The organism is Micromonospora sp. BQ32 (genome assembly GCF_059358895.1).
Window position 1 is genome coordinate 140,020 of record NZ_JCADBI010000001.1, and the last position, 20,109, is coordinate 160,128.

Annotated in this window: 15 protein-coding genes; 8 read left to right on the top strand and 7 right to left on the bottom strand. The window is 70.2% G+C overall.

The genetic code is table 11. The features are described from left to right. Position 1: 1 nt before the first annotated feature. From AC5L30_RS00605 to AC5L30_RS00615, 3 genes are all read right to left on the bottom strand, one after another. Positions 2-1,105 (bottom strand): glycoside hydrolase family protein, encoded by a 1,104-nt coding sequence (locus AC5L30_RS00605; protein ID WP_494864425.1) that lies wholly within the window; start codon positions 1,103-1,105, stop codon positions 2-4. A gap of 206 nt (positions 1,106-1,311) precedes the next feature. Further along, on the bottom strand, positions 1,312-3,828 hold the full coding sequence (locus AC5L30_RS00610) for a pectate lyase family protein (protein ID WP_494864426.1): 2,517 nt from the start codon (positions 3,826-3,828) through the stop codon (positions 1,312-1,314). Between the two features lie 124 nt (positions 3,829-3,952). Continuing rightward, positions 3,953-5,569 (bottom strand): pectate lyase family protein, encoded by a 1,617-nt coding sequence (locus tag AC5L30_RS00615; RefSeq protein WP_494864427.1) that lies wholly within the window; start codon positions 5,567-5,569, stop codon positions 3,953-3,955. An 830-nt stretch (positions 5,570-6,399) separates the two neighbouring features. On the opposite strand from AC5L30_RS00615, the gene AC5L30_RS00620 reads away from it, so the two are divergent. Then, on the top strand, positions 6,400-8,382 hold the full coding sequence (locus tag AC5L30_RS00620) for a pectate lyase family protein (RefSeq protein WP_494864428.1): 1,983 nt from the start codon (positions 6,400-6,402) through the stop codon (positions 8,380-8,382). Positions 8,383-8,457: 75 nt separating this feature from the next. Here the strand turns inward: AC5L30_RS00620 and AC5L30_RS00625 are convergent, their stop codons facing one another. After that, positions 8,458-9,420 carry an AraC family transcriptional regulator gene (locus tag AC5L30_RS00625; RefSeq protein ID WP_494864430.1) on the bottom strand — a complete coding sequence of 321 codons (963 nt, stop codon included), beginning with the start codon at positions 9,418-9,420 and terminating at the stop codon, positions 8,458-8,460. Positions 9,421-9,635: 215 nt separating this feature from the next. On the opposite strand from AC5L30_RS00625, the gene AC5L30_RS00630 reads away from it, so the two are divergent. The 5 genes from AC5L30_RS00630 (at position 9,636) to AC5L30_RS00650 (ending at position 14,794) form a co-directional block, all read left to right on the top strand. After that, positions 9,636-11,177, top strand: a complete 1,542-nt coding sequence (locus AC5L30_RS00630; protein ID WP_494864432.1) for a flavin-containing monooxygenase — start codon at positions 9,636-9,638, stop codon at positions 11,175-11,177. A 116-nt stretch (positions 11,178-11,293) separates the two neighbouring features. After that, entirely contained in the window at positions 11,294-12,493 is a 1,200-nt protein-coding gene (locus AC5L30_RS00635; protein ID WP_494864433.1) for a low temperature requirement protein A, read from the top strand. 320 nt (positions 12,494-12,813) lie between these two features. Continuing rightward, positions 12,814-13,548 carry an acetyltransferase gene (locus AC5L30_RS00640; RefSeq protein WP_494864434.1) on the top strand — a complete coding sequence of 245 codons (735 nt, stop codon included), beginning with the start codon at positions 12,814-12,816 and terminating at the stop codon, positions 13,546-13,548. A 75-nt stretch (positions 13,549-13,623) separates the two neighbouring features. Further along, positions 13,624-14,610, top strand: a complete 987-nt coding sequence (locus tag AC5L30_RS00645) for an alpha/beta hydrolase (protein ID WP_494864436.1) — start codon at positions 13,624-13,626, stop codon at positions 14,608-14,610. 103 nt (positions 14,611-14,713) lie between these two features. After that, positions 14,714-14,794: a hypothetical protein gene (locus AC5L30_RS00650; protein WP_494865300.1), complete on the top strand. Its 81-nt coding sequence runs from the start codon at positions 14,714-14,716 to the stop codon at positions 14,792-14,794. Positions 14,795-14,892: 98 nt separating this feature from the next. On the opposite strand, the gene AC5L30_RS00655 is transcribed toward AC5L30_RS00650, so the two are convergent. From AC5L30_RS00655 to AC5L30_RS00665, 3 genes are all read right to left on the bottom strand, one after another. Next, the gene (locus tag AC5L30_RS00655) at positions 14,893-15,810 is read right to left on the bottom strand and encodes an NADP-dependent oxidoreductase (protein ID WP_494864437.1); all 918 of its coding nucleotides are present in this window, start codon (positions 15,808-15,810) and stop codon (positions 14,893-14,895) included. Positions 15,811-15,898: 88 nt separating this feature from the next. Continuing rightward, the gene (locus AC5L30_RS00660) at positions 15,899-16,276 is read right to left on the bottom strand and encodes a nuclear transport factor 2 family protein (protein WP_494864439.1); all 378 of its coding nucleotides are present in this window, start codon (positions 16,274-16,276) and stop codon (positions 15,899-15,901) included. An 11-nt stretch (positions 16,277-16,287) separates the two neighbouring features. After that, positions 16,288-17,391, bottom strand: a complete 1,104-nt coding sequence (locus AC5L30_RS00665; RefSeq protein WP_494864441.1) for an aldo/keto reductase — start codon at positions 17,389-17,391, stop codon at positions 16,288-16,290. A gap of 131 nt (positions 17,392-17,522) precedes the next feature. Here AC5L30_RS00665 and AC5L30_RS00670 point away from each other — a divergent pair, with 131 nt between their 5' ends. Together AC5L30_RS00670 and AC5L30_RS00675 are read left to right on the top strand one after the other, a co-directional pair. Then, the gene (locus tag AC5L30_RS00670) at positions 17,523-18,134 is read left to right on the top strand and encodes a TetR/AcrR family transcriptional regulator (protein ID WP_494864442.1); all 612 of its coding nucleotides are present in this window, start codon (positions 17,523-17,525) and stop codon (positions 18,132-18,134) included. Positions 18,135-18,348: 214 nt separating this feature from the next. Continuing rightward, the gene (locus tag AC5L30_RS00675; protein WP_494864444.1) at positions 18,349-19,983 is read left to right on the top strand and encodes an ABC-F family ATP-binding cassette domain-containing protein; all 1,635 of its coding nucleotides are present in this window, start codon (positions 18,349-18,351) and stop codon (positions 19,981-19,983) included. Positions 19,984-20,109 lie beyond the last annotated feature (126 nt).

A 20,109-nucleotide genomic window follows, 5' to 3' on the forward strand; every position in this document is an offset into this window, starting at 1 on the left:
GTCAGCGCGCCGCCTGGTAGGCGCGGCCGACGGCGGTGGCGGTGCTGCCGGTACGGAACAGCCCGGTCTGGTCCTTGTCCGTGGCGGGCAGGCCGAACCACGCGTACCGGTGTAGCCAGGACAGGCCGCCCAGCATCCGGGTCGCCGCGGTGAGGAACGCGGCCTGCTGTGCCTGGGTGGGGAAGCGGACGCCGTTGGAGAAGTCGATCAGGGCGAACTCGGTGAGCCAGATCGGCAGCTGGTACCGGTCGTGCACGGCCTGGAGGTACGACCTGAGCTGGTTGACCGCGTTGGCGGTGGTGAAGTCGCCGCCGTACCAGTGCAGGGCGATGAAGTCGACGCGGTAGCCGCGCTGCTTCGCCCCGGCCATGAACCGGTCGAGCCACTCGCCCGGCCGGTCGCCGCCCCAGGCCACCGCCGGGCTGCCCAGCGGAAGGCCGGTGGCCTGCAACTGCGGCCACAGCTCCAACGCCTGCTCGACAGTCATCTCCGCCTGACCCTTCAGGTCCGGCTCGTTGAACCCGAGCAGGTAGCGACCGTTCTTCTTGGCCTGTTGCAGGTTGGTGGCGGTGACGCTCTTCGCCCCCCAGATCATCGGGACGAACTCGGCGCCCTTGGGGCTGGTGACGCCCGAGTGGGCCACGTCCCAGGTGTAGTACCAACTCGCCCCGGAGTTGGCCAGCGCCTGGCTGACGCCGTCGAAGGTCCACACCCCGACGCCCTTGCGCTTCGAGGTCACCGCCGGGGCCGCCGGGGCGACCGGACGCCCGGTTGTCGGCTTCACCGCCGGCGGCGGCGTCGGGGTCGCCCCCGCCGGGCTCGTCGTGGCGGCGGGCGTGGTCGCGCTGGACACGCCGGGCTGCGGGCTCGTGGGCGGCGGCACGTCGAGCGCCTGCGTCGCCGCCGGGGCCGGCGTCGGCCCGGTCGGCTGCACCACGACGATCACACCGGTCACCAGTACGGCGACCGCGGTGGCCACGAGGAGTGGCCACAGCAGCCGCCTCGCACCGATCGGGAGGCGGCCGAGCATCCCGTGTCGGGGTTGCGCGTGGACGCCCCGGTTTCCCCTCGCGGCGTCCGCTTCACCCTGGCCGGTTGCGCGCATCGTCTCGACTCCCTCGTGTGTGGTCGCAGCACTATCCGTGCTGCGGTGGCGGGGGAACCCGCCAACGCCTCACCTCAGGAGACTCGCCGGCCGTACCCGGATAACAGTTTCGTCGGCCGGAGCAGCGTCCGGCGGGTCGTCCCTTCCGGCCGGCCGCACACGCAGGAGTGGGGCGGCGGTCCGGTGACCGCCGCCCCACCACCGGGTCAGACCGTGATGCGTCCGGCGCCGGCACCTGCGGTGACGCTCGCCTTCACACCACTGGCGGCGTCGAGTTGGTAGGAGTAGGGGATGGTGGCGACGTCGCCCGCGCTTTCCGGCGCACCGGAGTTGACGAAGACGTTGTCGCGCTGGACGAGGTCGCCCGGGTCCGATTCGGCGTAGCCGACCGCGGTCGGCCGGGTCACGTTCTCGAAGTAGTTGCCCTCGACGAGCACGCCGGCGCCCATGGTGGACGCGACGCCGTAGTCCGCGCCGAAGTAGTAGTTGTTGAACACGTGCACCGGGTCACCGAACCGGACCCGGGGGTGCCGCTCCTTGCTGCCGTCGAACCAGTTGTGGTGGTAGGTCACCCGCAGGTGCCCGATGTCGGCGGTGAAGCCGTCGTCGTGGCCGAGCAACATGCTCTTGGTGTGGTTGGTGACCCGGTTCCACGAGACGGTGACGAAGTCGGACTCCCGCTTGATGTCCAACGCGCCGTCGTAGCCGCCGTCGAAGGTGTTGTGGTCGATCCAGACGTTGCGCGAGTTCTGCACGTTGACCGCGTCGTCGTCCCAGCCCCGGAAGGTGAGGTTGCGGATGATGACGTTGGTGGCGCTGCTGACGTTCAGCCCGTTGTCGAGCGTGGCGTTGCCGACCCCGAGCACGGTCTTGTTGGACCGGACGTCGTTCATCTTGTCCGGCATGGTGAGCGAACCCTGCACCCGGATGATCAGCGGTGCCGCCGACTCCAGGGCGTCGGCGAGCGCCGGGCCGTCGGAGACGGTGACCGTCTGGCCACCCGCGCCGCCGGTGGTGCCGCCGTTCTGGGTGGCCCAGCCGACCAGACCGGTCTGCGGTGGGGTGGTCGGCGGCGGGGTGGTCGGGGGAGGGGTCGTCGGGGGCGGGCTGGTCGGTCCGCCCGGCAGGCCGACCTTGCCGACCCCGGCCTGCGCGGTCACGACGGCCTTGATGTCGCAGGCGGTGGTGATGGTGTACGGGTACGGCGGGTTCGTGACGCTGCCGCCGGTCTCACCCGCACCGGTGTTGATGAGGCAGTTGTTCCGGGCAACCAGCCGGCCGGGGCCGGAGGACGCCTCGGCCAGGTGGTAAGGATCGTCGACGTTCTCGAAGTAGTTGCCCTCGACGATCACGCCGGAGTTCTCGGTGGCGGCGACGCCGTAGTCACCGGTGTTGAGGTAGTAGTTGCTGTAGACGTGCACCTGGTCGCCGAAGCGGACGCGGGGGTTGCGCTGACGGGTCTCGTCGAAGAAGTTGTGGTGGTAGGAGACCTTCAACCGCCCGGTGTCCTGGGCGGCGTTGCCGTCGTCGTGCCCGAGCAGCATGTTCTTGTCGGTGCCGTCGGCGTGGTTGTAGGACACCGTCACGTACGACGAGCCGCGCTTGATGTCGAGGCCGCCGTCGGAGCCGGTGGTCCAGGTGTTGTGGTCGATCCAGATGTGGTGGGAGAACATCTGCACGTTCATCGCGTCGTCGGACCAGTTGCGGAAGTTCAGATTTCGCAGGATCACGTTGTGCGCGGCGTTCGCGGGCGGGCTGGTGACCGCGTTGTCGATCGGCAGACCGATGTTGAGACCGCCGCCGGTGAAGCCCGAGTTGGCGCCGAGTCCGACGATCGTCTTGTCCGAGGTGACCTCGTGCATCGGGCCGGGCAGCGCGATCAGTCCGCTGACCTGGATGATCTTCGGACCGGCCGAGGCGGCCTCGGCGATGAACTGCGCCGCGGTGGTCACCGTGACGGTCGGGCCGCCGGCCCCGCCGGTGGTGCCGTTCTGACCCCAGGCGTCGACCGAGGCCCAGCCGTCGGCCACGTTCGGGCCCGGGTCACCGGGCGGGTCCGGCGTCGGGTCGGTCGGGTCCGGCCCGGGGGTGGCACTGGTGACCTGCACGTTGTCGAAGTTCGCGCTGGCGTTGAAGGTGGCGACGCCGATCCGGCCGCTGGCGAACTGGCTGTCGGTGGCCTCGGTCAGCAGTGTGCCGTTGACGTAACCCTTCAACGAGTTGCCGGCGACGTCGATCCGCAGCGTGTACGCGGTGCCGACCGTCACCGTGGTCGCGGCGCTGTCCAGCGTGGTGCTGGAGCCGCCGCTGAGTCGCTTGAGCTCGACGGTGTTGTTGCTGCGCAGCGCCAGGTAGTAGTAGCTCGTACTGCTCTGCGCCCGGGCCAGCAGCGCGACGAAGCGGTTGGAGCCGTTGAACGCGGTCGGCTTGACGGTGGCCTGGACCGAGTAGTCGGTCCAGCTCGCCGTACCGGCCAACGACCGGGCGTCGCTGCTGGTGCCGGACTGCCGGTAGACCCGGGAGCCGTCGGTGGCGACCGTCCAGCTCCCCCCGGACGCGGTCCATCCGGTGGCGTTGCCGTCCTCGAAATCATCGGTGAAGAGGGTGTCGGCGTAGGCGCCGGTGGCACCCATGCCGAGGGCGAGGGCGACCGCGGCGAGCGCGGCTCCGATGGCGAGCAGGAGACCTCGGCGATGCCTTCGCCAGGTGTCGGTGGTGTGCACGGAACCTCCTTGGTGGTGGTCTGCCCAGGAACGTGGGCATTCGATCGACGAGTGTCGATGCATGGGGGTGGTGTCTTCCCTTGGTGACGGGGCCGGTGCCGGTCGACCGGCACCGCCGCCGCGGCTAGAAGCCGAGCTTTCCGGTGCCGGAGCCGGCCGAGACGACCGATTTGATCGTGTTCGGATCGGTGACCGTGTACGGGTAGTAGGTGCTGGGCTCCTGCACGGAACCACCCGCGTCGCCCGGTTCGCTGGTGCCGGCGAGCACGTTGTTCCGGGCGATCAGCCGGCCCTTGGACCCGGCGTAGCTGATCGACCACGGCACCTCGACGTCCTCGAAGTAGTTGCCCTCGACCACGCAACCGGAGTTGAGCTGGCAGGCGACTCCGACGTCGGTGTTGTAGACGAAGTAGTTGTTGAACACGTGCACCGGCTCGCCGAAACGGACCCGCGGGTTGCGCTGCGGTGTCCGGTCGAACCAGTTGTGGTGGTAGGTCACCTTCAGATAGTTGGTGTCCTGGGCGGCGTTGCTGTCGTCGTGCCCGAGCAGCATGTTCTTCGTGTGGTGGTGGGTGTGGTTCCAGGAGACGGTGACGTAGCTGGCGCCACGCTTGATGTCGATCAGCCCGTCATAGCCGTACGCCAGGTCGTTGTGGTCGATCCAGATGTGGTGCGAGAACATCTGCACGTTTATCGCGTCGTCCACCGTGTTGCGGAAGTTCAGGTTGCGGACGATCACGTTGTGCACCGCGTTGGCGGGCGGGCTGGTCGCGGTGCTCACCGGCAGGCCGATGTTCAGGCCGCCGCCGGTGATGCCCGAGCTGGCGCCCACGCCGACGATCGTCTTGTCCGAGGTCACGTCATGCATCGGACCGGGTAGCGCGATCACACCGCTGACCCGGATGTTCAACGCGCCGGCGGTGCCGATCGCGGCGAGGAACTCGGCGGCGGTGTCAACGGTGACGGTCGGACCGCCCGCGCCGCCGGTGGTGCCGTTCTGGCCGAGCGCGTTCACCGAGGCGAAGCCGACCGGCGGTGCGCCCGGGTCCAGTGGCGGCTCGGTGGGTGGCAGTGTCGGCTCGCCCGGCGGCTCCCCGGGCGCTCCCGTCTCGGTGTCCACGCGGACGTCGTCGAAGGAGGCGCTGGCGTACGACGTGGCGAGCCCGGCGCGGCCGGCGGCGAACGCGCTGTCGGTCGCCTCGACCACCAGCACGCCGTTGACGTAGCCCCGCAGGGTCGTGCCCACGGCCTCCAGGCGCAGCGTGGCCCAGCTGCCGGTGGTCACGCCACCGGCGGCCGAGTCGAGCGCCACCGGGTCTCCACCGGCGCGCCGGAGCAGTTGCACGCCGCCGCTGGCGGTGACCGCCAGCGCGTAGTAGCTGCTGCTGTTCTGCGCCCGGGCGATCACCCCGACGTGCCGGTTCGTGCCGCCGAACCCGGTGGGTCTGACCCGCGCCTGGACGCCGTAGTCCGCCCAGCCCGGGGCCGAGGTCAACGCCCGGGCATCGCTGCTGGTGCCGGACTGCCGAAAGACCAGTGAACCGTCGGTCACCACCGACCAGCTGCCTCCCGACCGCGACCAGCCGGTCGAGTTGCCGTCGGAGAAGTCGTCGCTGAGCAGCGTGTCGGCGAAGGCGGGCGGCGTGGCGATGAGCACCGCCGTGGCGGCGAGCGCCCCGGCGGCGAGCACCGCCGCGATCAGCCGGGGTCTCGGCCGGCCCCGAGGTTTCGTTGCTGTCATCGTGGATCTCCCTGGTGGTGGCGGCCTCAGATTTTCGATGCCGTAACGGATACGAAATGAGCCATACACGAACGGTAGGGAGACGCACTGGCGAGAGTCAATGAATTGTATGTGCAGGTATGTTGCAGGCTATTTGGGCAACACTTATCGCTCGGCCGCTGGCGGTCGAGTCGGCAGGCATTCCGAGCGGTTGTCACCGAACGATCATGCCCGTTCTGTGCAGCCGCGGGTGCTGTTTGCGCGACTGCTGACATTCAGTTGTCGATGCTCGACACGCTCTTTCCGGGGTGGCTGAGTCGTCGGTGGCGCAGGTTCATTCCCGGACGCCGCGGGGTGCCGGCGCGGTGCGGGGCCACCCGGTGGGCGGGTGGCCGACGTCGGGCGACGAGACCTCGATCAACGGTCCTGGGTGACATCGCCGTGCACCTCCCGGGCCTGCAAAGGTTTGCAGCGAAGTAAGCACGGAACCACGACCAACGTCAATGCTCTGACGTGAACCTGCGGCATTTATCCGCGTTGGTGGGGGAGGGCGTCGCGGAGCCGGCCCTCGGCGGTTACTAGATCAGCAACGTAGGCCATGATCAATGCAACAACCGTTTGCAAGAAATCAAGATCTGTTGATTGACACGAATTAATCGCCGTGCCTAGCATGGGCACTGGAAAGCGCTTTCCGACCTCGCACCCCACCGCCACGGATCGTCGGCCGATCCGGCGCTGGCCCGTGCCTGGCGACGCCGCCGTCCAGGCGTCGCCGAGCGGTTCGGGCTCGCCGCCGCGGCCCATCGGGCCACGCCCGGTCCGCGTTCCGTCCCGCGAAAGGCAGCAGCCCAATGCCCTTCACGCCCGCTCGCCGCATCCCGTCGCGCTGGTGGTCACCCGCCGCCGTGGGCCTCGTCGCCGTCCTGCTCACCCCACCCGGGTTGGCCCAGGCCGCCCACACCGCCGCGTCGGCGAAGCCGGCCGCCAGAGCTGTCGCCGGCCCCGCCGACGGCTTTGCCGGCGTCGCCGCGCTTGGCCAGGCCGGCACCACCGGCGGAGCCGGCGGACCCACCGTCACCGCCACCACCGCCGCCCAGTTCCTGGACTACATCGCCCGGCCGGGGCCCTACGTCATCCAGGTCTCCGGCACCATCAACCTGCCCGCAGGCAGCAACGACGGAATGCACGACGTCACCTCGGACAAGACCATCATCGGGCTCGGCGCCACCGCCACACTCTCCGGCGGCGGGCTGAACATCGGTGTGCCGGTCGATGACGACGTCACCGCGCCGCCAGCGAACGCCGTACACAACATCATCATTCGCAACCTGCACCTGACCGGCGCGAGCGACGACCTGATCAACGTACAGATGTTCTCCCACCACATCTGGATCGACCACAACGAGTTCTCGAATGGCGATGACGGCGCGGTCGACATCAAACGGGGCTCCGATTTCGTGACCGTCTCCTGGAATCACTTCCACGATCACGACAAGACGTTGTTGCTGGGCCATGACGAGGACGCCGGACCGCAGGACATCGGCCGGCTGCGGGTCACCTATCATCACAATTTCTTCGACCGTTCCGACCAGCGCAACCCCCGGGTACGGTTCTCCGCGTTGGCGCACGTCTACAACAACTACTACTACGACAACAGCTACGGGGTCGCGTCCACCTACGACGCCGCCGTGCTCATGGAGAACAACTACTTCTACTCCGTGAACAACCCCGGCCGGGTGGACTTCAGCGGCGATCTGGGCCGGATCGTGGCGCGGGGAAACATCCTCGTCGCCTGCAACCATCCGATCGAGACCCGCGGCACCGTTCCCGATCCACGCGGTTACTACCCCTACCAGCTCACCCCCGCCGCCGACGTCCCGACCACGGTTTCGGCCGGCGCCGGGGTGGGCAAGCTGTCGTCGACGATCGCCGCTGCCTCGCCCAGCGCGGTGCCGGCCGGCCAACCGGACGGGTTCGCCAGCGTTGTCGCGCTCGGTCAGAACGGTACGACCGGCGGCGCCGGCGGCCCGGTGGTCACCGCTACCAACGCGGCGGACTTCCTCGACTACATCGACACCATCGGCCCCATGGTCATCCAGGTCAGCGGCGTCATCCGGATCAGCAGCAAGCAGGGGGTGCGTCCGCACAAGACGATCATCGGCGTCGGGAACGCCGAGATCACCGGGGGTGGGCTGGACTTCTACCGGTCGTACAACGTGATCGTCCGCAACATCAACTTCACCGAGGCCGAGGACGACGCGATAAACGTCGGCCAGAACTCCCACCACATCTGGATCGACCACAACCGCTTCGCCGGCGCGATCGACGGCTCGGTCGACATCGTGCGGGGCGCCGACTACGTGACGGTCTCCTGGAACCACTTCGACCATGCCGACAAGAGCATGCTCATCGGGCATTCCGACGGCGCGGCGTCCACCGACATCGGGCACCTGAAGGTGAGCATCCACCACAACTTCTTCGACCACAGCCGCCAACGCCATCCCCGGGTGCGGTTCGGCGAGCCAGTGCACGTCTACAACAACTACTTCCTCGGCAACACCCTCTACGGCGTCGCGTCGACCGAGAACGCCGGCGTTCTGGTCGAGGGCAACTACTTCCGGGACGTCCCGTACCCGCTGCACTCCGCGAGCGGTTACGCCGACAGTGGCCCCGGCCGTGCCGTGCAGCGCGGCAACGTCTTCGTCAACTCCGGCCAGCCCGAGACCGCCGGCACGGTCGTCGAGCCGCGTACCTACTACCCGTACCAGCTGGACCCGGCGGCAAACGTTCCGGCGCTGGTCACCGCGGGCGCCGGGGTCGGTCGGCTGACCTGACGCCCGTAGGCCGTACCGTCCGGCCGGTGATCGTGCCAGATCATCGGCCGGACGGTACGACGCGGGACGACCCGGTCAGTGCCGCAGTGTCGTGGACGGTGACTCCCCGAATCGCGTCCGGTACTCGGTCGCGAACCGGCCGAGGTGCACGAAGCCGTGTTGCAGGGCCACCGTCGTCACGGATGCCCCCGGCGGGGCCGAACGGAGCGTGCGGTGCGCCGCGTCGAGCCGGCAGGACCGCAGGTACGCGGTCGGGGTGGTCTGCAACTCACGGCGGAAACAGTCCTGCAGCGTCCGTACGCTCACCCGTAGCGCCTCGGCGACGTCACCGACGGTCAGTGCCTCGCCATGGTGCTCGGAGATCAGGGCGCAGGCCCGGCGGACGAGACGTCCGGGGTGGGCGTGCCGGCCCGGCTCGGCCAGCAGGTGGGAGTGGCTGTGCCGGTGGGTCAGCAACAACTTGCCGATGAGCCCCTGTTCGAAGCGGGCGGCGACCTGCGGGTGGTCGAACAGGGACGCGTCCGCCGGCTGGGACAGCTCGTCGGCGAGGAACGCCACCCCGCGCGCCCAGGCCTGCGCGGTCGGCGTGGTCATGAGCATGCCGACGTCGAGGCGGACCGGATCGTCCACCGGGTGGCCCAGCAGGCGGGCGAGTTCCCGGTCGACGGCGCGCCGGTCGGCGTAGAAGATCCGGTGGGGCGATCCCTCGGACCACCGCATGTCCGAGGAGTCGTACGGGGACAGGACCGAGGCGACATCGGCGGTCGAGGTCACGGTCTGACCGGCGTGCCGGACCATCGTGCTGCCGGCGCTGGGGATCTGGACGAGGTAGAAGGTCTCCAGCGCGGGCGGTTGAATGCGGACCGACTGCCCGTAGTCGAGGTCGATGACACCCACCCCGCCGGCCCGGCGGGCCGCCATGCGCAGTTGCACATTGTGCACACCCGGCTGTGGGGTGAGCCGGTGTGGACAGAAGATCCGGCCCACCTCGGCGCGAGCCCGGTCGACGTCGTCCGTCCGGACCGTCACCGCATCCATCCGACACCTCCCGGGCGTCCCGTCGCGCTGACCGTAAGGCGTGACCGGGCCGGACCAGACCCGAAAGCCGTCGACCCGACAGGAAAATGATCCGGCTGCGTACCGCGGACAGCGCCCGCGCCGCGCGGATAGCGACCTTCCCGGTCTGCTCGCTAGCGTGCGACCACCGCGGACGGTCATCGCCGGCGCGGTTCGCCCGTCCCTTGGAGGAGACCATGAGGATTGCCGTCGTCGGTGCCGGGTTCGCCGGTGTGAGCGCAGCGAAGGTGCTGCGGCAGAGCGGATTCGACGTCACCGTGTTCGAGCGGGCGCCCGACGTCGGTGGGGTGTGGAGTCGCACCCGCCGATACCCCGGCCTGCACACCCAGAACGACAAGGGCACCTACCACCTCTCCGACCTGCCGATGCCCGCCCACTACCCGCAGTGGCCGTCCGGTGAACAGGTCCAGCAGTACCTGGAGAGCTACGTGCAGAAGTTCGAGCTGGCCGGCGCGCTGCGCCTGTCCACGGAGGTCGTCTCCGCCGAACTCGTCAACGACGAGACCGGGTGGCTGGTCACGTCCCGGCCGGCGGGCGTCCAGGACCCGCTGACGGTGGAACGGTACGACCACCTCATCGTCGCCAACGGCATCTTCTCCGACCCCTTCGTCCCGGCCTACGACGGGCACGCGAGCTTCGCCGCCGCCGGAGGGCGCGTACTGGCGACGGGGGAGTTCCACGACATCGAGGCGGCCCGAGGTAAGAACGTCCTCGTGGTCGGGTACGGCAAGTCGTCCTGCGACGTGGCGGTCCCGGTGAGCGAGGTCGCCGCCCAGACCCACGTGGTGGCTCGTGGGCTGCTCTGGAAGATGCCCCGCAAGCTCGGTGGCGCGCTCAACTACAAGTACCTGCTGCTCACCCGGATGGGTGAGGCGCTCTTCCGCTACCTGCACCTGAAAGGCTTCGAGCGGTTCCTGCACGGCCCGGGGAACGGTCTGCGCCGGCGCATGGTCGACAGCGTCGGCTCGGTCGCGACCCGGCAGCTCAACCTGCGCGAGCTGGGTCTCGTGCCCAACGGCAGCTTCGAGGACATCGCCCGCAGCACGGTCAGCCTCGCCACGGAGGGATTCTTCGAGCGGGTCACCGACGGCCGTATCGCCGTGCACCGGGATCAGGTGATCACCGAGTTGCTGGTCGACGGTGGCCGGCCCGCCGCCCGCCTGGCCGACGGTACGGTGCTCGCCGCCGACCTGGTGATCTGTGGCACCGGCTTCCGCCAGCACGTGCCGTTCTTCGACGACGCGTTGCACGCCCGGCTCCAGGACGACGCCGGCAACTTCATGCTCTACCGGCAGATCCTGCCGATCGGCGTGCCGCGACTGACGTTCGCCGGCTACAACTCGTCGTTCTTCAGCCCGCTCAGCGCGGAGATGGCGGCGGTCTGGACGGCCGCGTACCTGCGGGGTGGGATCACCCTGCCGACCGAGGTCCGGATGCGCGACGAGGTGCGCGCCCGGCTGCTCTGGATGACGACGCGCACCAACGGACGGCACGCTCGCGGCACGAACATCATCCCGTTCTCGATGCACAACGTCGACGAGGTGCTCGACGAGCTGGGGCTCAACGTCGGCCCGCTGACCCGGGCCCGGCAGTGGCTGTTCCCCGTCGACCCGGCCTCGTACCGCAGGGTGACGGCACAGATGATCCGGCGTACCGACGACCCGGTATCCGCTATCAGCGACGGAGCCCCGATAAAGATGGATAAAGTACGCAGATAGGGGGACCACGCGGGACCGGTCGGTGAGGAGGCTCGGGGACGATGGCAGCGAAACAGGGTCGCCACCGCGGTACGCCCGTGCCGGCGGCCCTGGCCGGCTGAGCCGTCTCGCCGTCCGTGCTGACCCGCACCGAGTTCTTCCGTGGGCTCGGGGACAGCAAGAGCCCCCGCTCGGCGACCGTCCTGGAACTGCTCTTCGACATCGTCTACGTCTTCGCGCTGGCCCGCCTCGCCGGGCGGATCGCGGACGACCTGACCATCGTCCGGCACGCGCTGCTGTCCGAGGCGGGCCAGACCGTCCTGTTCTTCACGGCGATGTGGATGATCTGGTCGCTCAACGCCCTGCTGGCGAGCACCTACGACCCTCGGCGCCCGGATCTGCAGGTCGTTCTGCTGGCGACGATGTTCGGCACGCTGGTGCTGGCGGTCACGTTGCCGCAGGCATTCGGCCAACGCGGCGTCGTCTTCGCCTGCACCTACGTCGCCATCCAGGTCGGTCGACCGCTCTTCACGTCGTTCGCCCTGCGGGGTCACGCGGGTCAGGCGTTCGCGCTCCGGGTGCTGACCTGGCACCTGGCGTCCAGTGTGCTCTGGATCAGTGGCGGCATCAGCGGTGGTCTCGGTCGGGGCGTCTTCTGGACCCTCGCTCTCGCCATCGAGCTGATCGGAGCCGGCACCAGCTACCCCCTGCCCCGCATGGGCAAGCGACAGCTCACCAGCCTGGGGGTCACCGTCTCGCAGGAGCATCTCGCCGAGCGGTACAACCAGTTCTTCATGATCGCTCTCGCCGAGGTGGTGCTCGAAGCCGGCGCCGCGGTCAGCTTCCCGGGCTTCACCACCGAGGGAACCATCGTCCTCGTCGCCTCGTTCGTGGTGGTCGTCTCGTTCTGGCGGATCTACTTCTACCACGTCAGATCCGGCCATGCCTCGAGCGCGAGTGGGGAGGGGATCCAACTGTCGCGGTGGGCGAGCTACAGCCTGCTGTTGATCGTCGGTGGCATCATCTGCACCGCCGTCGGCTTCGGGCAGGTCATCGAGGATCCGCATCCGCCGATCGACTGGGCTCTGGTGACCATCATCTTCGGCGGCCCGGTGCTGTTCCTGATCGGGCGGAGCACCCTGGAGCGGGAGAACCGATCCGCACCGCGGTGTCGGGCGCTGTATGTCGGCGTGGTGGCGCTGGCCCTGGTGGCCCCGCCGATGGTGCTGCTCCCGCCGGTCGCGGTGGCGGCCGTCGCGGCGGTGATCCTGGCCGGCATCACCGTGTACGACCAGCGAGCCCACAAGCGTGGCTCGGCGACCAACCCGACGCTGTGACGATCCGTTGCGGGCGGCGACCACTGCGCGTATGGTCGTCGGGCACGCCGTCGAGCTGGAAGGAGGTCAGAACAATGTCCAATGTTCTGCGCCCCCTCCGCGCTCCGGCGTCCGCGCGGATCTGATCCGGGGCGCGCGCTTCCCGGAGGACCAACCCATGACTGATCTGGTCATTCGTCCGCTCGTCGCGGGCGAGGAAAACCTGTTCGACTCCATGCCCGATCCGCTGCCCCAACTGCGCCAGGTCGCGTACGCCGACGGGGATCGCCGGTGGTGGCTACCGGCCCGAGAACACCTGGGTCGCGCTGCGCGCCGGCCGGTTGGTCGGCCGGGCCGCCTGGCTCCTTCCACCGGGCGCCGTTGGTGCCCCCTGGCTGGACCGGTTCGATCTGGACGCCGACCCGGAGGTGGGCGCCGAGCTGCTGCGCGCCGCCCACGAGGCGCTGGGCGGTCCCGGTCTGTACTACGCCGCCCTGCCGGCGCACTGGCGGCGTCGACCCGAGGTGCTGGCCGTCGTGCGGGCGCCCATGGCGGCCGCCCGCCTCGCCGGGCTGGTCGAGCGGGGGGAGCGGCTCCGGTGCTCCTGGACGGGCACCCCCCTCCCGGCGTCCTCCGGGCGGTACGACTTCCGTCCGCCCGTCGACGTGGCCGAGATCAACGCCCTGGTCGCCAGGATCGCCGAGCCGGACGTGCTGACCGGCGTCGAGATCGCGCGGGTGGTCGGCGGCGTCGACCTCGCCACCGACCCGCTGGCCTGGCTGGGGGACGCCACCGAGGAATGGCGCATCGCCCTGGCGGCCGGCAACCCGGTCGGGCTGGTCGGCACGGCCGGCGACGCCTGCTACCCCCTGCTCGCCTACCTCGGCCTCCTCGACGAGGCTGCCCGGCCCGAGCTGCTGGCCGAGGCGGTCCGGGTGCTGGCCGCCGGCGGCGCCCGCGAGGTCATCGCCGATGTGGCAAGCCACCGGGTGACGGTGCTGGCGGAGTTGGAGCGGACCGGTCTTCGGCAGTTGCGCTCCCGGGTCGTCTTTGCGCCGCCGACCAGCCGGGAATAGCTGACCGGGTGCGCCCGGTCACCCGGGCGCACCCCCTCAGCCCGCGCCGAGCGCGGCCCCTGTCAGCATCTGAGCATGCCGGAGATCATCGCGCTTCTCGTCGGCGGGTTGGCGCTCGTCGGGGCGGCGGTCGCCGGGCTCTATCTCTGGCCGGTGGGCCGCCGGGGGCTCCGGGTCGCGCCGACCCGACCGCTCGACTTCGACACGGCCACCCGTGCCGCAGCGGCCATCATCGCCGCCGAGGCGGCCGATCCGGAGGTCCGACCGGAGTCGCGCAGCCGCCTGCTGAGCCACGGCGCCCGTACCGGCCGGGCCGTGTTGCTGCTGCACGGATACACCCTCGCCCCCGAGCAGTACGCGGGGCTGGCCGAGCAGTTCTTCGACCGTGGGTACAACGTCTGGGTTCCCCGGGCCCCGCAGCACGGCACCGTCGACCGGCGGGCCCACCACCGGGTCGAGGCCGGTGAACTGACGACGTACGCCGCGCAGGGGTGGGCCGTCGCGGCGGCCCTGGGAGACGAGGTCGGCGTCGTCGGTATCTCCGGCGGCGCCGTGCTGGCCGCCTGGCTCGCCCAGGTGCCGGGCAACGTCGTACGGCACCTGCTGTTGCTGTCGCCGTTCTTCGGCCCGAACCCGCGACAGGCGCCGGCTTACGCGGTCAAGCCGCTCATCGTGCTGTACGGGCGTCGCGTCCTCCGGGACCGCGTCACGTCGCGCGGATACTCCCTCGCCGCCGTCACCCAGTACCTGACGATCGCCCGGAGCCTCCCGAATCCGCCCCGGCGGACCGGTCTGCGGACCGCGGCGGTCGCGATCAGCCCGCTCGACGGCGTGGTGGACCTCAAGGCAGCGATCCACCTGCCGCGCCGGATCGCCGACGCGAACGCGATACCGCTGCGGGTGTGCACCCTGCCGGCGACGTTGGGCATCGAACACAACACCCTCAACCTCGCTGCCCTCGGCGCCGACGGCGACGAGTGGCGTCGGCGGTACGTCGCGCTCTACGAGGGAGAAGCGGCACCGACGTCCGGGTTCGCCCCGACGGCCGGCGCCGGCGAGTGATCGTCGAGGACGTCGTGGTAGCAGGAGGGCTTCTGCCACCACGGCGTCGATCAGACCCGAACGGTCCGCCGGCGCTGCCGCCACGCCAGCGTAGGAGGCGCAGATGGCTCGGCTCGCACTCGCGGGACGGACCAACCCGGAGATCGGTGCCGCGCTGTTCCTCAGCCCTCGTACCGTCGAGTGACACCTGCGTAAGGTGTTCACCAAGCTCGGCATCGGGTCGCGCAGGAAGCTGGCGGCGGCCCTGCGCGACCGCTGATCCCAGGTGACGGACCCGCTCGTTCAGTGACTGAGCACGACCTTGCCCGACAGGCGGCCGGCGGCGTGGCGGCGGTGCACCTCGACGATCTCGGTCATCGGGAGGCGCTCGCTGACGCCCGGTGAGATCCCGTCGGCGTCCACCCGGCGGGCAATCTCGTTGAGGTGGGCGGGATCCCGGCGGACGGTCATGACCATCGCGCGCACCGCGTGGCGGCGGTCTGTCGCCGCGGACGAGGTGATAGAGACCAGACGACCCTCCGGCTGAATGAGGGCGACGAGCCGATTCAGGCCGGACCCGCCGACGGGTGCCGTGTTGAACACAGCGTCGACCGGCTCGGTCAGCTGGTCGACCGTGTAGTCCAGGACCTGGTCGGGGCCGGCCGACCGGGCTGCCGTGATGCTGGCCGGGCCCGCCACTCCGAGAACGGTGGCGCCAGCCAGCTTGGCGAACTGCACAGCCAACCGACCGACGCCGCCGCCCGCGCCGTTGACCAGGATGCGCTGGCCGGGTCGGACCCGCAGGTGGTCGTGGATGCCCTGCCAGGCGGTGAGCCCGGCGATCGGCAGGGCTGCGGCGTCGGCGAGCGGGATGCTCGTTGGCGCGGGGACCACCATCGTCGCCGGAGCGAGGGTGAACTCCCCGGTGGCGCCGTCCGCCGGTCGTGGCAGAGCCGCGATGACCCGGTCGCCGACCGCGTGTCCGGTGACACCGGTGCCGAGTTCGACGATCGTGCCAGCGACGTCGGTGCCAGGGATGTGCGGCATCCGGACGGGGTGGGAATGGTGCAGGACACCGGCTCGGATGATGGCGTCCGCCGGGTTGAACGACGTGCCCGCGACCTTGATCAGGACCTCGCCGCAACCGGGGACGGGCACGGGTGCCTCCTCGTAGCGGAGCACCTCCGGTCCGCCGTATTCGTGCATTCGGATGGCGTGCATGTCTTCCTCCAGCGGGGTTTGCGGCAGAAGGGGGTGCGCGCGGCCATGACCCGGGCTGCGGACTCATGGCCGCGGGCACGCGGGCGGGTCAGCCGGTGACGAGCTTTTGGGCGTACTCCGGGTTGGTGTAGTCACGCCAGGCAGCGATCTTGCCGTCGCGGATCTCGTAGATCGCCATGTTCATGACCGGCGCCACCGGCCGGCCCGGCAGGCCGAGGCCGTGGACCTGCTCGGCGATGACGATGTCGCCGTCGACCGCCTGGTGCACGGTCTCGAACTGGACCTCCGCGAACGTCCCGAAGACGCCGCGCCACACCTCCACGACCGCGTCCCGGCCGCGCACCTGCTTGTCGCCGTACGAGTGGAACACGACCTGAGGGTGTAGGTAGGGAACGAGGCGGTCCGCGTCCTTGGTGTTGAACGCCTCGACGAACTCACGAACGAGGGTGTCGTTGCTCTGTGCCATGTCCGGTCCTTTCACTTGGTGGGTTGGGTGGCGCCGTTGAACACCGGCGGGGCGTAGCCGGCCGGCTTGTCGCCGATGCCGAGACCGGGGCTCACCACCCAGGACTGGTACTGCGGGGTGAACATCACGTAGGGCCCCCCGAGTTGAGGCGCGCTGGCCTCCTCGATTCGGCGGCGGGCGTCGGCCGGGATCTCGAAGTCGAGCGCCTCGAAGTTGCTGCCGACCTGCTCGGCACTGCTCGCCCCGATGATCACCGAGGCGACCGCGGGCTGGGTGGCCACCCAGTTGATCGCCACCTGCGCCATGCTGCGCCCCAACTCGGTGGCCACGCTCTCCAGCGCCTCGATGACCTGCCAGTCGCTGGGGCTGATCTCCCGACCCGCGGCGTCGGGGTTCGTCAGGCGGCCGGTCCCGCTCATGCCCTCGTCGGTCCGCCGGTACTTGCCGCTGAGCAGACCCCCGCCGATCGGGCTCCACGCGGTGAGCCCCATGCCCAGGGTCTGGGCCATCGTCACGTGCTCCGCCTCGATGTCCCGGGTGACCAGGGAGTACGGCAGCTGCACGTTGATCATCGGGGCCAGCCCGTGCGCCTCGGCGTAGCTCTGCGCCCGAGCCGCGTACCAGGCCGGTACGTCGGAGAGCCCGGCGTACCGGATCTTGCCGGCGCGAACCAGGTCGTCGAGGGTGTGCACGACTTCCTCGACCGGGGTGATCCGGTCCCAGGTGTGCAGCAGGTACAGGTCGATGTAGTCGGTGCCGAGCCGGCGCAGCGACGCCTCCACGGCCCGCATGATGTGCTTGCGACCGTTGCCGCTGGCGTTCGGGTCGGTCGGGTCGACGGTGTTGGTGAACTTGCTGGTCAGCACGAGCCGTTCACGGACGCCGGCCCGGTCGATCAGGCGGCCAAGGATCTTCTCGCTCTCGCCGGCGGTGTAGAAGTCCGCCGTGTCGATGAAGTTCCCGCCCGCCTCCAGGTACTGCCGGAAGATCGGCTCGGCCTCCTCCTCGGTTTTGCCGTACGCGGCGTGGAACCCGTCGACGCCGAAGTTCATCGTGCCCAGCGCCAGTCGGCTCACCCGCAGACCGGACCGCCCGAGCAGGTAGTAGTGGTTCACGGTGGTGCCCTCCCGATCGTGGTGTCGGCCCGCTGCGGACCGCGCTTTCCCGACCTTTGCTCGGCAAAAGTGGACCTGCAAGTCCAAAAACCGAGGTAAGGTTGGACCGCAGGTCCAAACCAGGAGGTCTCATGACACGGGCGTTGACCCGCAAGGGCGAGGCGACCCGCGCGCGGATCGTCGCCGGCGCGGCCGCCGAGATCCGCGAGCGCGGCGTCGACGAGGTACGCCTCGAGGATGTGATGGCCCACACCGGCACCAGCAAGGGGCAGCTCTTCCACTACTTCCCCGACGGGAAGGAGGGGCTGCTGCTCGCGGTGGCCCAGCACGAGGCGGACCAGGTGCTCAGCGACCAGGAGCCGATGCTCAGCAACCTGACGTCCTGGCCGGCCTGGTTCGCCTGGCGCGACCGACTGATCGAGCGATACCTCGCGCAGGGAGTGAAGTGCCCGCTCAACGGCCTGCTCGGCCAGACCGGCCGGCGGGCGCCCGGCGCGCAGGCGATCGTGACCGGGCTGATGTGGCGCTGGCAGAAGGCGATCACCGAGGGCATCCGGCACATGCAGTCGACCGGCGACATCGCCCCGGACCTCGACGCCGACCGCGCCGCCGCGGCACTGCTCGCCGGCATCCAGGGCGGTGTGCTGCTGCTGCTCTCCACCGGAAAGATCGACCACCTGGAAGCCGTCCTCGACCTCACCATCGACTCACTGCGCCCCGGGGCCCGGGCGGGCGGGAGCTGAGCCGTAGGCCAGCGACGGCTGCGTTATTCTTGCGCCCGAGTTGCCGGAGATCGGAGCAGGCGTGGCAGGTGACGACGACATCTCCGGGTGAGCACCCGGACCGGCCGCCGACCGGCGCGTGATCGCGCCGCCGTCGCCGCGGCCCCGTCGTCATGCCCTGCTCCCATCCGGGGCGCCGGTGCGCGCCCCGGATCGTCGTTCTCCGAGGTACTCCATGTCTGTTCGACCTGCTCTCATCGCCCATGACCTCGTGCGGGTCCGCGGCGACCGCCGGGTGCTCGACGGCGTCTCCCTGACCGCCGCGCCCGGCCACCGGATCGGCCTGATCGGTGAGAACGGCACCGGCAAGACGACCCTGCTGCGGGTCCTGGCCGGCGTCGACGTACCCGACTCCGGCACCGTCACCCGCCCACCGGACGTCGGTTTCCTGCACCAGGAGCTGCCGTTGCGGGCGTCCACCACCATCGCCGCGGTCCTCGACGACGCGCTGCGCGAGGCTCGTGCCGACCTCGCCGAGCTGGACCGGATCGGCGTCGCGCTCGCCGACTCGCCGCAGGGCACCGAGCAGCACGACCGGCTGCTGACCGCGTACGGCGAGGTGCTGGAGCGGGCGCAGGACCGCGACGCCTGGGACGCTGACCGGCGGGCCCGGACGGTCCTCGACGGCCTCGGTCTCGGCGGGCTGCCCCACGACCGGACGTTGGGCGCCCTCTCCGGCGGGCAACGTGGCCGGCTCGCCCTCGCGGCGATGCTGATCCGCCGGCCGAGCGCGCTACTGCTCGACGAGCCCACCAACCACCTCGACGACGCGGCGGCGGCGTTCTGCGAGGGCCAACTCCGTGCCATGCCCGGGGTGGTCGTGGTGGCCAGTCACGACCGGGCCTTCCTGGACGCGGTCTGCACCGATCTCATCGACCTGGACCCGGCGGTGGACGGGCCGGTCCGCTTCGGCGGTGGCTACACCGCGTACCTCGCGGCGAAGCGCGCCGAGGCGCAACGATGGCGCCGGCGCTACGACGACGAGCAGGCGCTCCTCGCCGATCTGCGCGAGGCCGCCGTCGTGACCGGGCATCAGGTCGCTCACGGCCGTGCCCCACGCGACAGCGAGAAGATGGGGTACGGGCACACCGCCGGCCGCGTCCAGAACCAGATCTCCCGTCGCGTCCGCGATGCCGCCCGTCGACTGGAGACGATCGAGCGCGACCCCGTTCCGGTGCCGTCGGAGCCGTTGCGTTTCCACCCGCCTGGGCTCGCCATCGGCGACAGCGACGAGGTCGTCGTCACGGTCGACCGACTGGAGGTTCCCGGCCGACTACGGGTGGCACAGCTGGAGATCAAGGCCCGCGACCGGCTCCTGGTGACCGGCCCCAACGGCGCGGGCAAGTCGACTCTGCTCGCCGTGCTCGCCGGCCACCTGACCGGTGCCGGAGCGCTCTGGCGACGACCGGGGCTGCGGGTCGGCCTGCTCGCCCAGGACAGCGTCTTCACGGACGCGCGACGGACGGCCCGGCAGGTCTTCGACGTGGCCGTCGGGGTGGAGCGGGCCGAGGTCGTACCGCTGTCGTCGCTCGGCCTGCTCGCCCCGGCGGACCTCGACCGCCCGGTGGGCGACCTGTCGGTCGGACAGCGTCGTCGGCTCGCCCTGGCCGTGCTCGTCGCCGACCCGCCGGAGTTGCTCCTGCTCGACGAGCCCACCAACCACCTCTCGCCGACACTCTGCGACGAGCTGGAGGACGCCCTGGGTTCCGGCCCGGGTGCCGTCGTCGTGGCCAGCCACGACCGCAGGCTCCGCTCCCGCTGGCCAGGCAGACAGCTCACCCTCACCGCAGGCCCGCCCTTCGAGCGGTGATCAAGAGGTTTGCGTCACGCCACGCCGGGCGGGATGACGCAAACCTCTTGATCAACGGCGGCTGATCTGCTGGCACGGCGGTTGGAAACGTTTTCGTAACGGGCCCTTGACCTCTCCGGTTCCTGC

Bases quoted from the DNA above. Each gene is read 5' to 3' on its own strand.
- AC5L30_RS00650 (WP_494865300.1), top strand. From the start codon at position 14,714: ATGGCTCGGCTCGCACTCGCGGGACGGACCAACCCGGAGATCGGTGCC.
- AC5L30_RS00670 (WP_494864442.1), top strand. From the start codon at position 17,523: ATGACACGGGCGTTGACCCGCAAGGGCGAGGCGACCCGCGCGCGGATC.
- AC5L30_RS00605 (WP_494864425.1), bottom strand. From the start codon at position 1,105: ATGCGCGCAACCGGCCAGGGTGAAGCGGACGCCGCGAGGGGAAACCGG.
- AC5L30_RS00615 (WP_494864427.1), bottom strand. From the start codon at position 5,569: ATGACAGCAACGAAACCTCGGGGCCGGCCGAGACCCCGGCTGATCGCG.
- AC5L30_RS00645 (WP_494864436.1), top strand. From the start codon at position 13,624: ATGCCGGAGATCATCGCGCTTCTCGTCGGCGGGTTGGCGCTCGTCGGG.
- AC5L30_RS00675 (WP_494864444.1), top strand. From the start codon at position 18,349: ATGTCTGTTCGACCTGCTCTCATCGCCCATGACCTCGTGCGGGTCCGC.
- AC5L30_RS00655 (WP_494864437.1), bottom strand. From the start codon at position 15,810: ATGCACGCCATCCGAATGCACGAATACGGCGGACCGGAGGTGCTCCGC.
- AC5L30_RS00620 (WP_494864428.1), top strand. From the start codon at position 6,400: ATGCCCTTCACGCCCGCTCGCCGCATCCCGTCGCGCTGGTGGTCACCC.
- AC5L30_RS00625 (WP_494864430.1), bottom strand. From the start codon at position 9,420: ATGGATGCGGTGACGGTCCGGACGGACGACGTCGACCGGGCTCGCGCC.
- AC5L30_RS00660 (WP_494864439.1), bottom strand. From the start codon at position 16,276: ATGGCACAGAGCAACGACACCCTCGTTCGTGAGTTCGTCGAGGCGTTC.
- AC5L30_RS00630 (WP_494864432.1), top strand. From the start codon at position 9,636: ATGAGGATTGCCGTCGTCGGTGCCGGGTTCGCCGGTGTGAGCGCAGCG.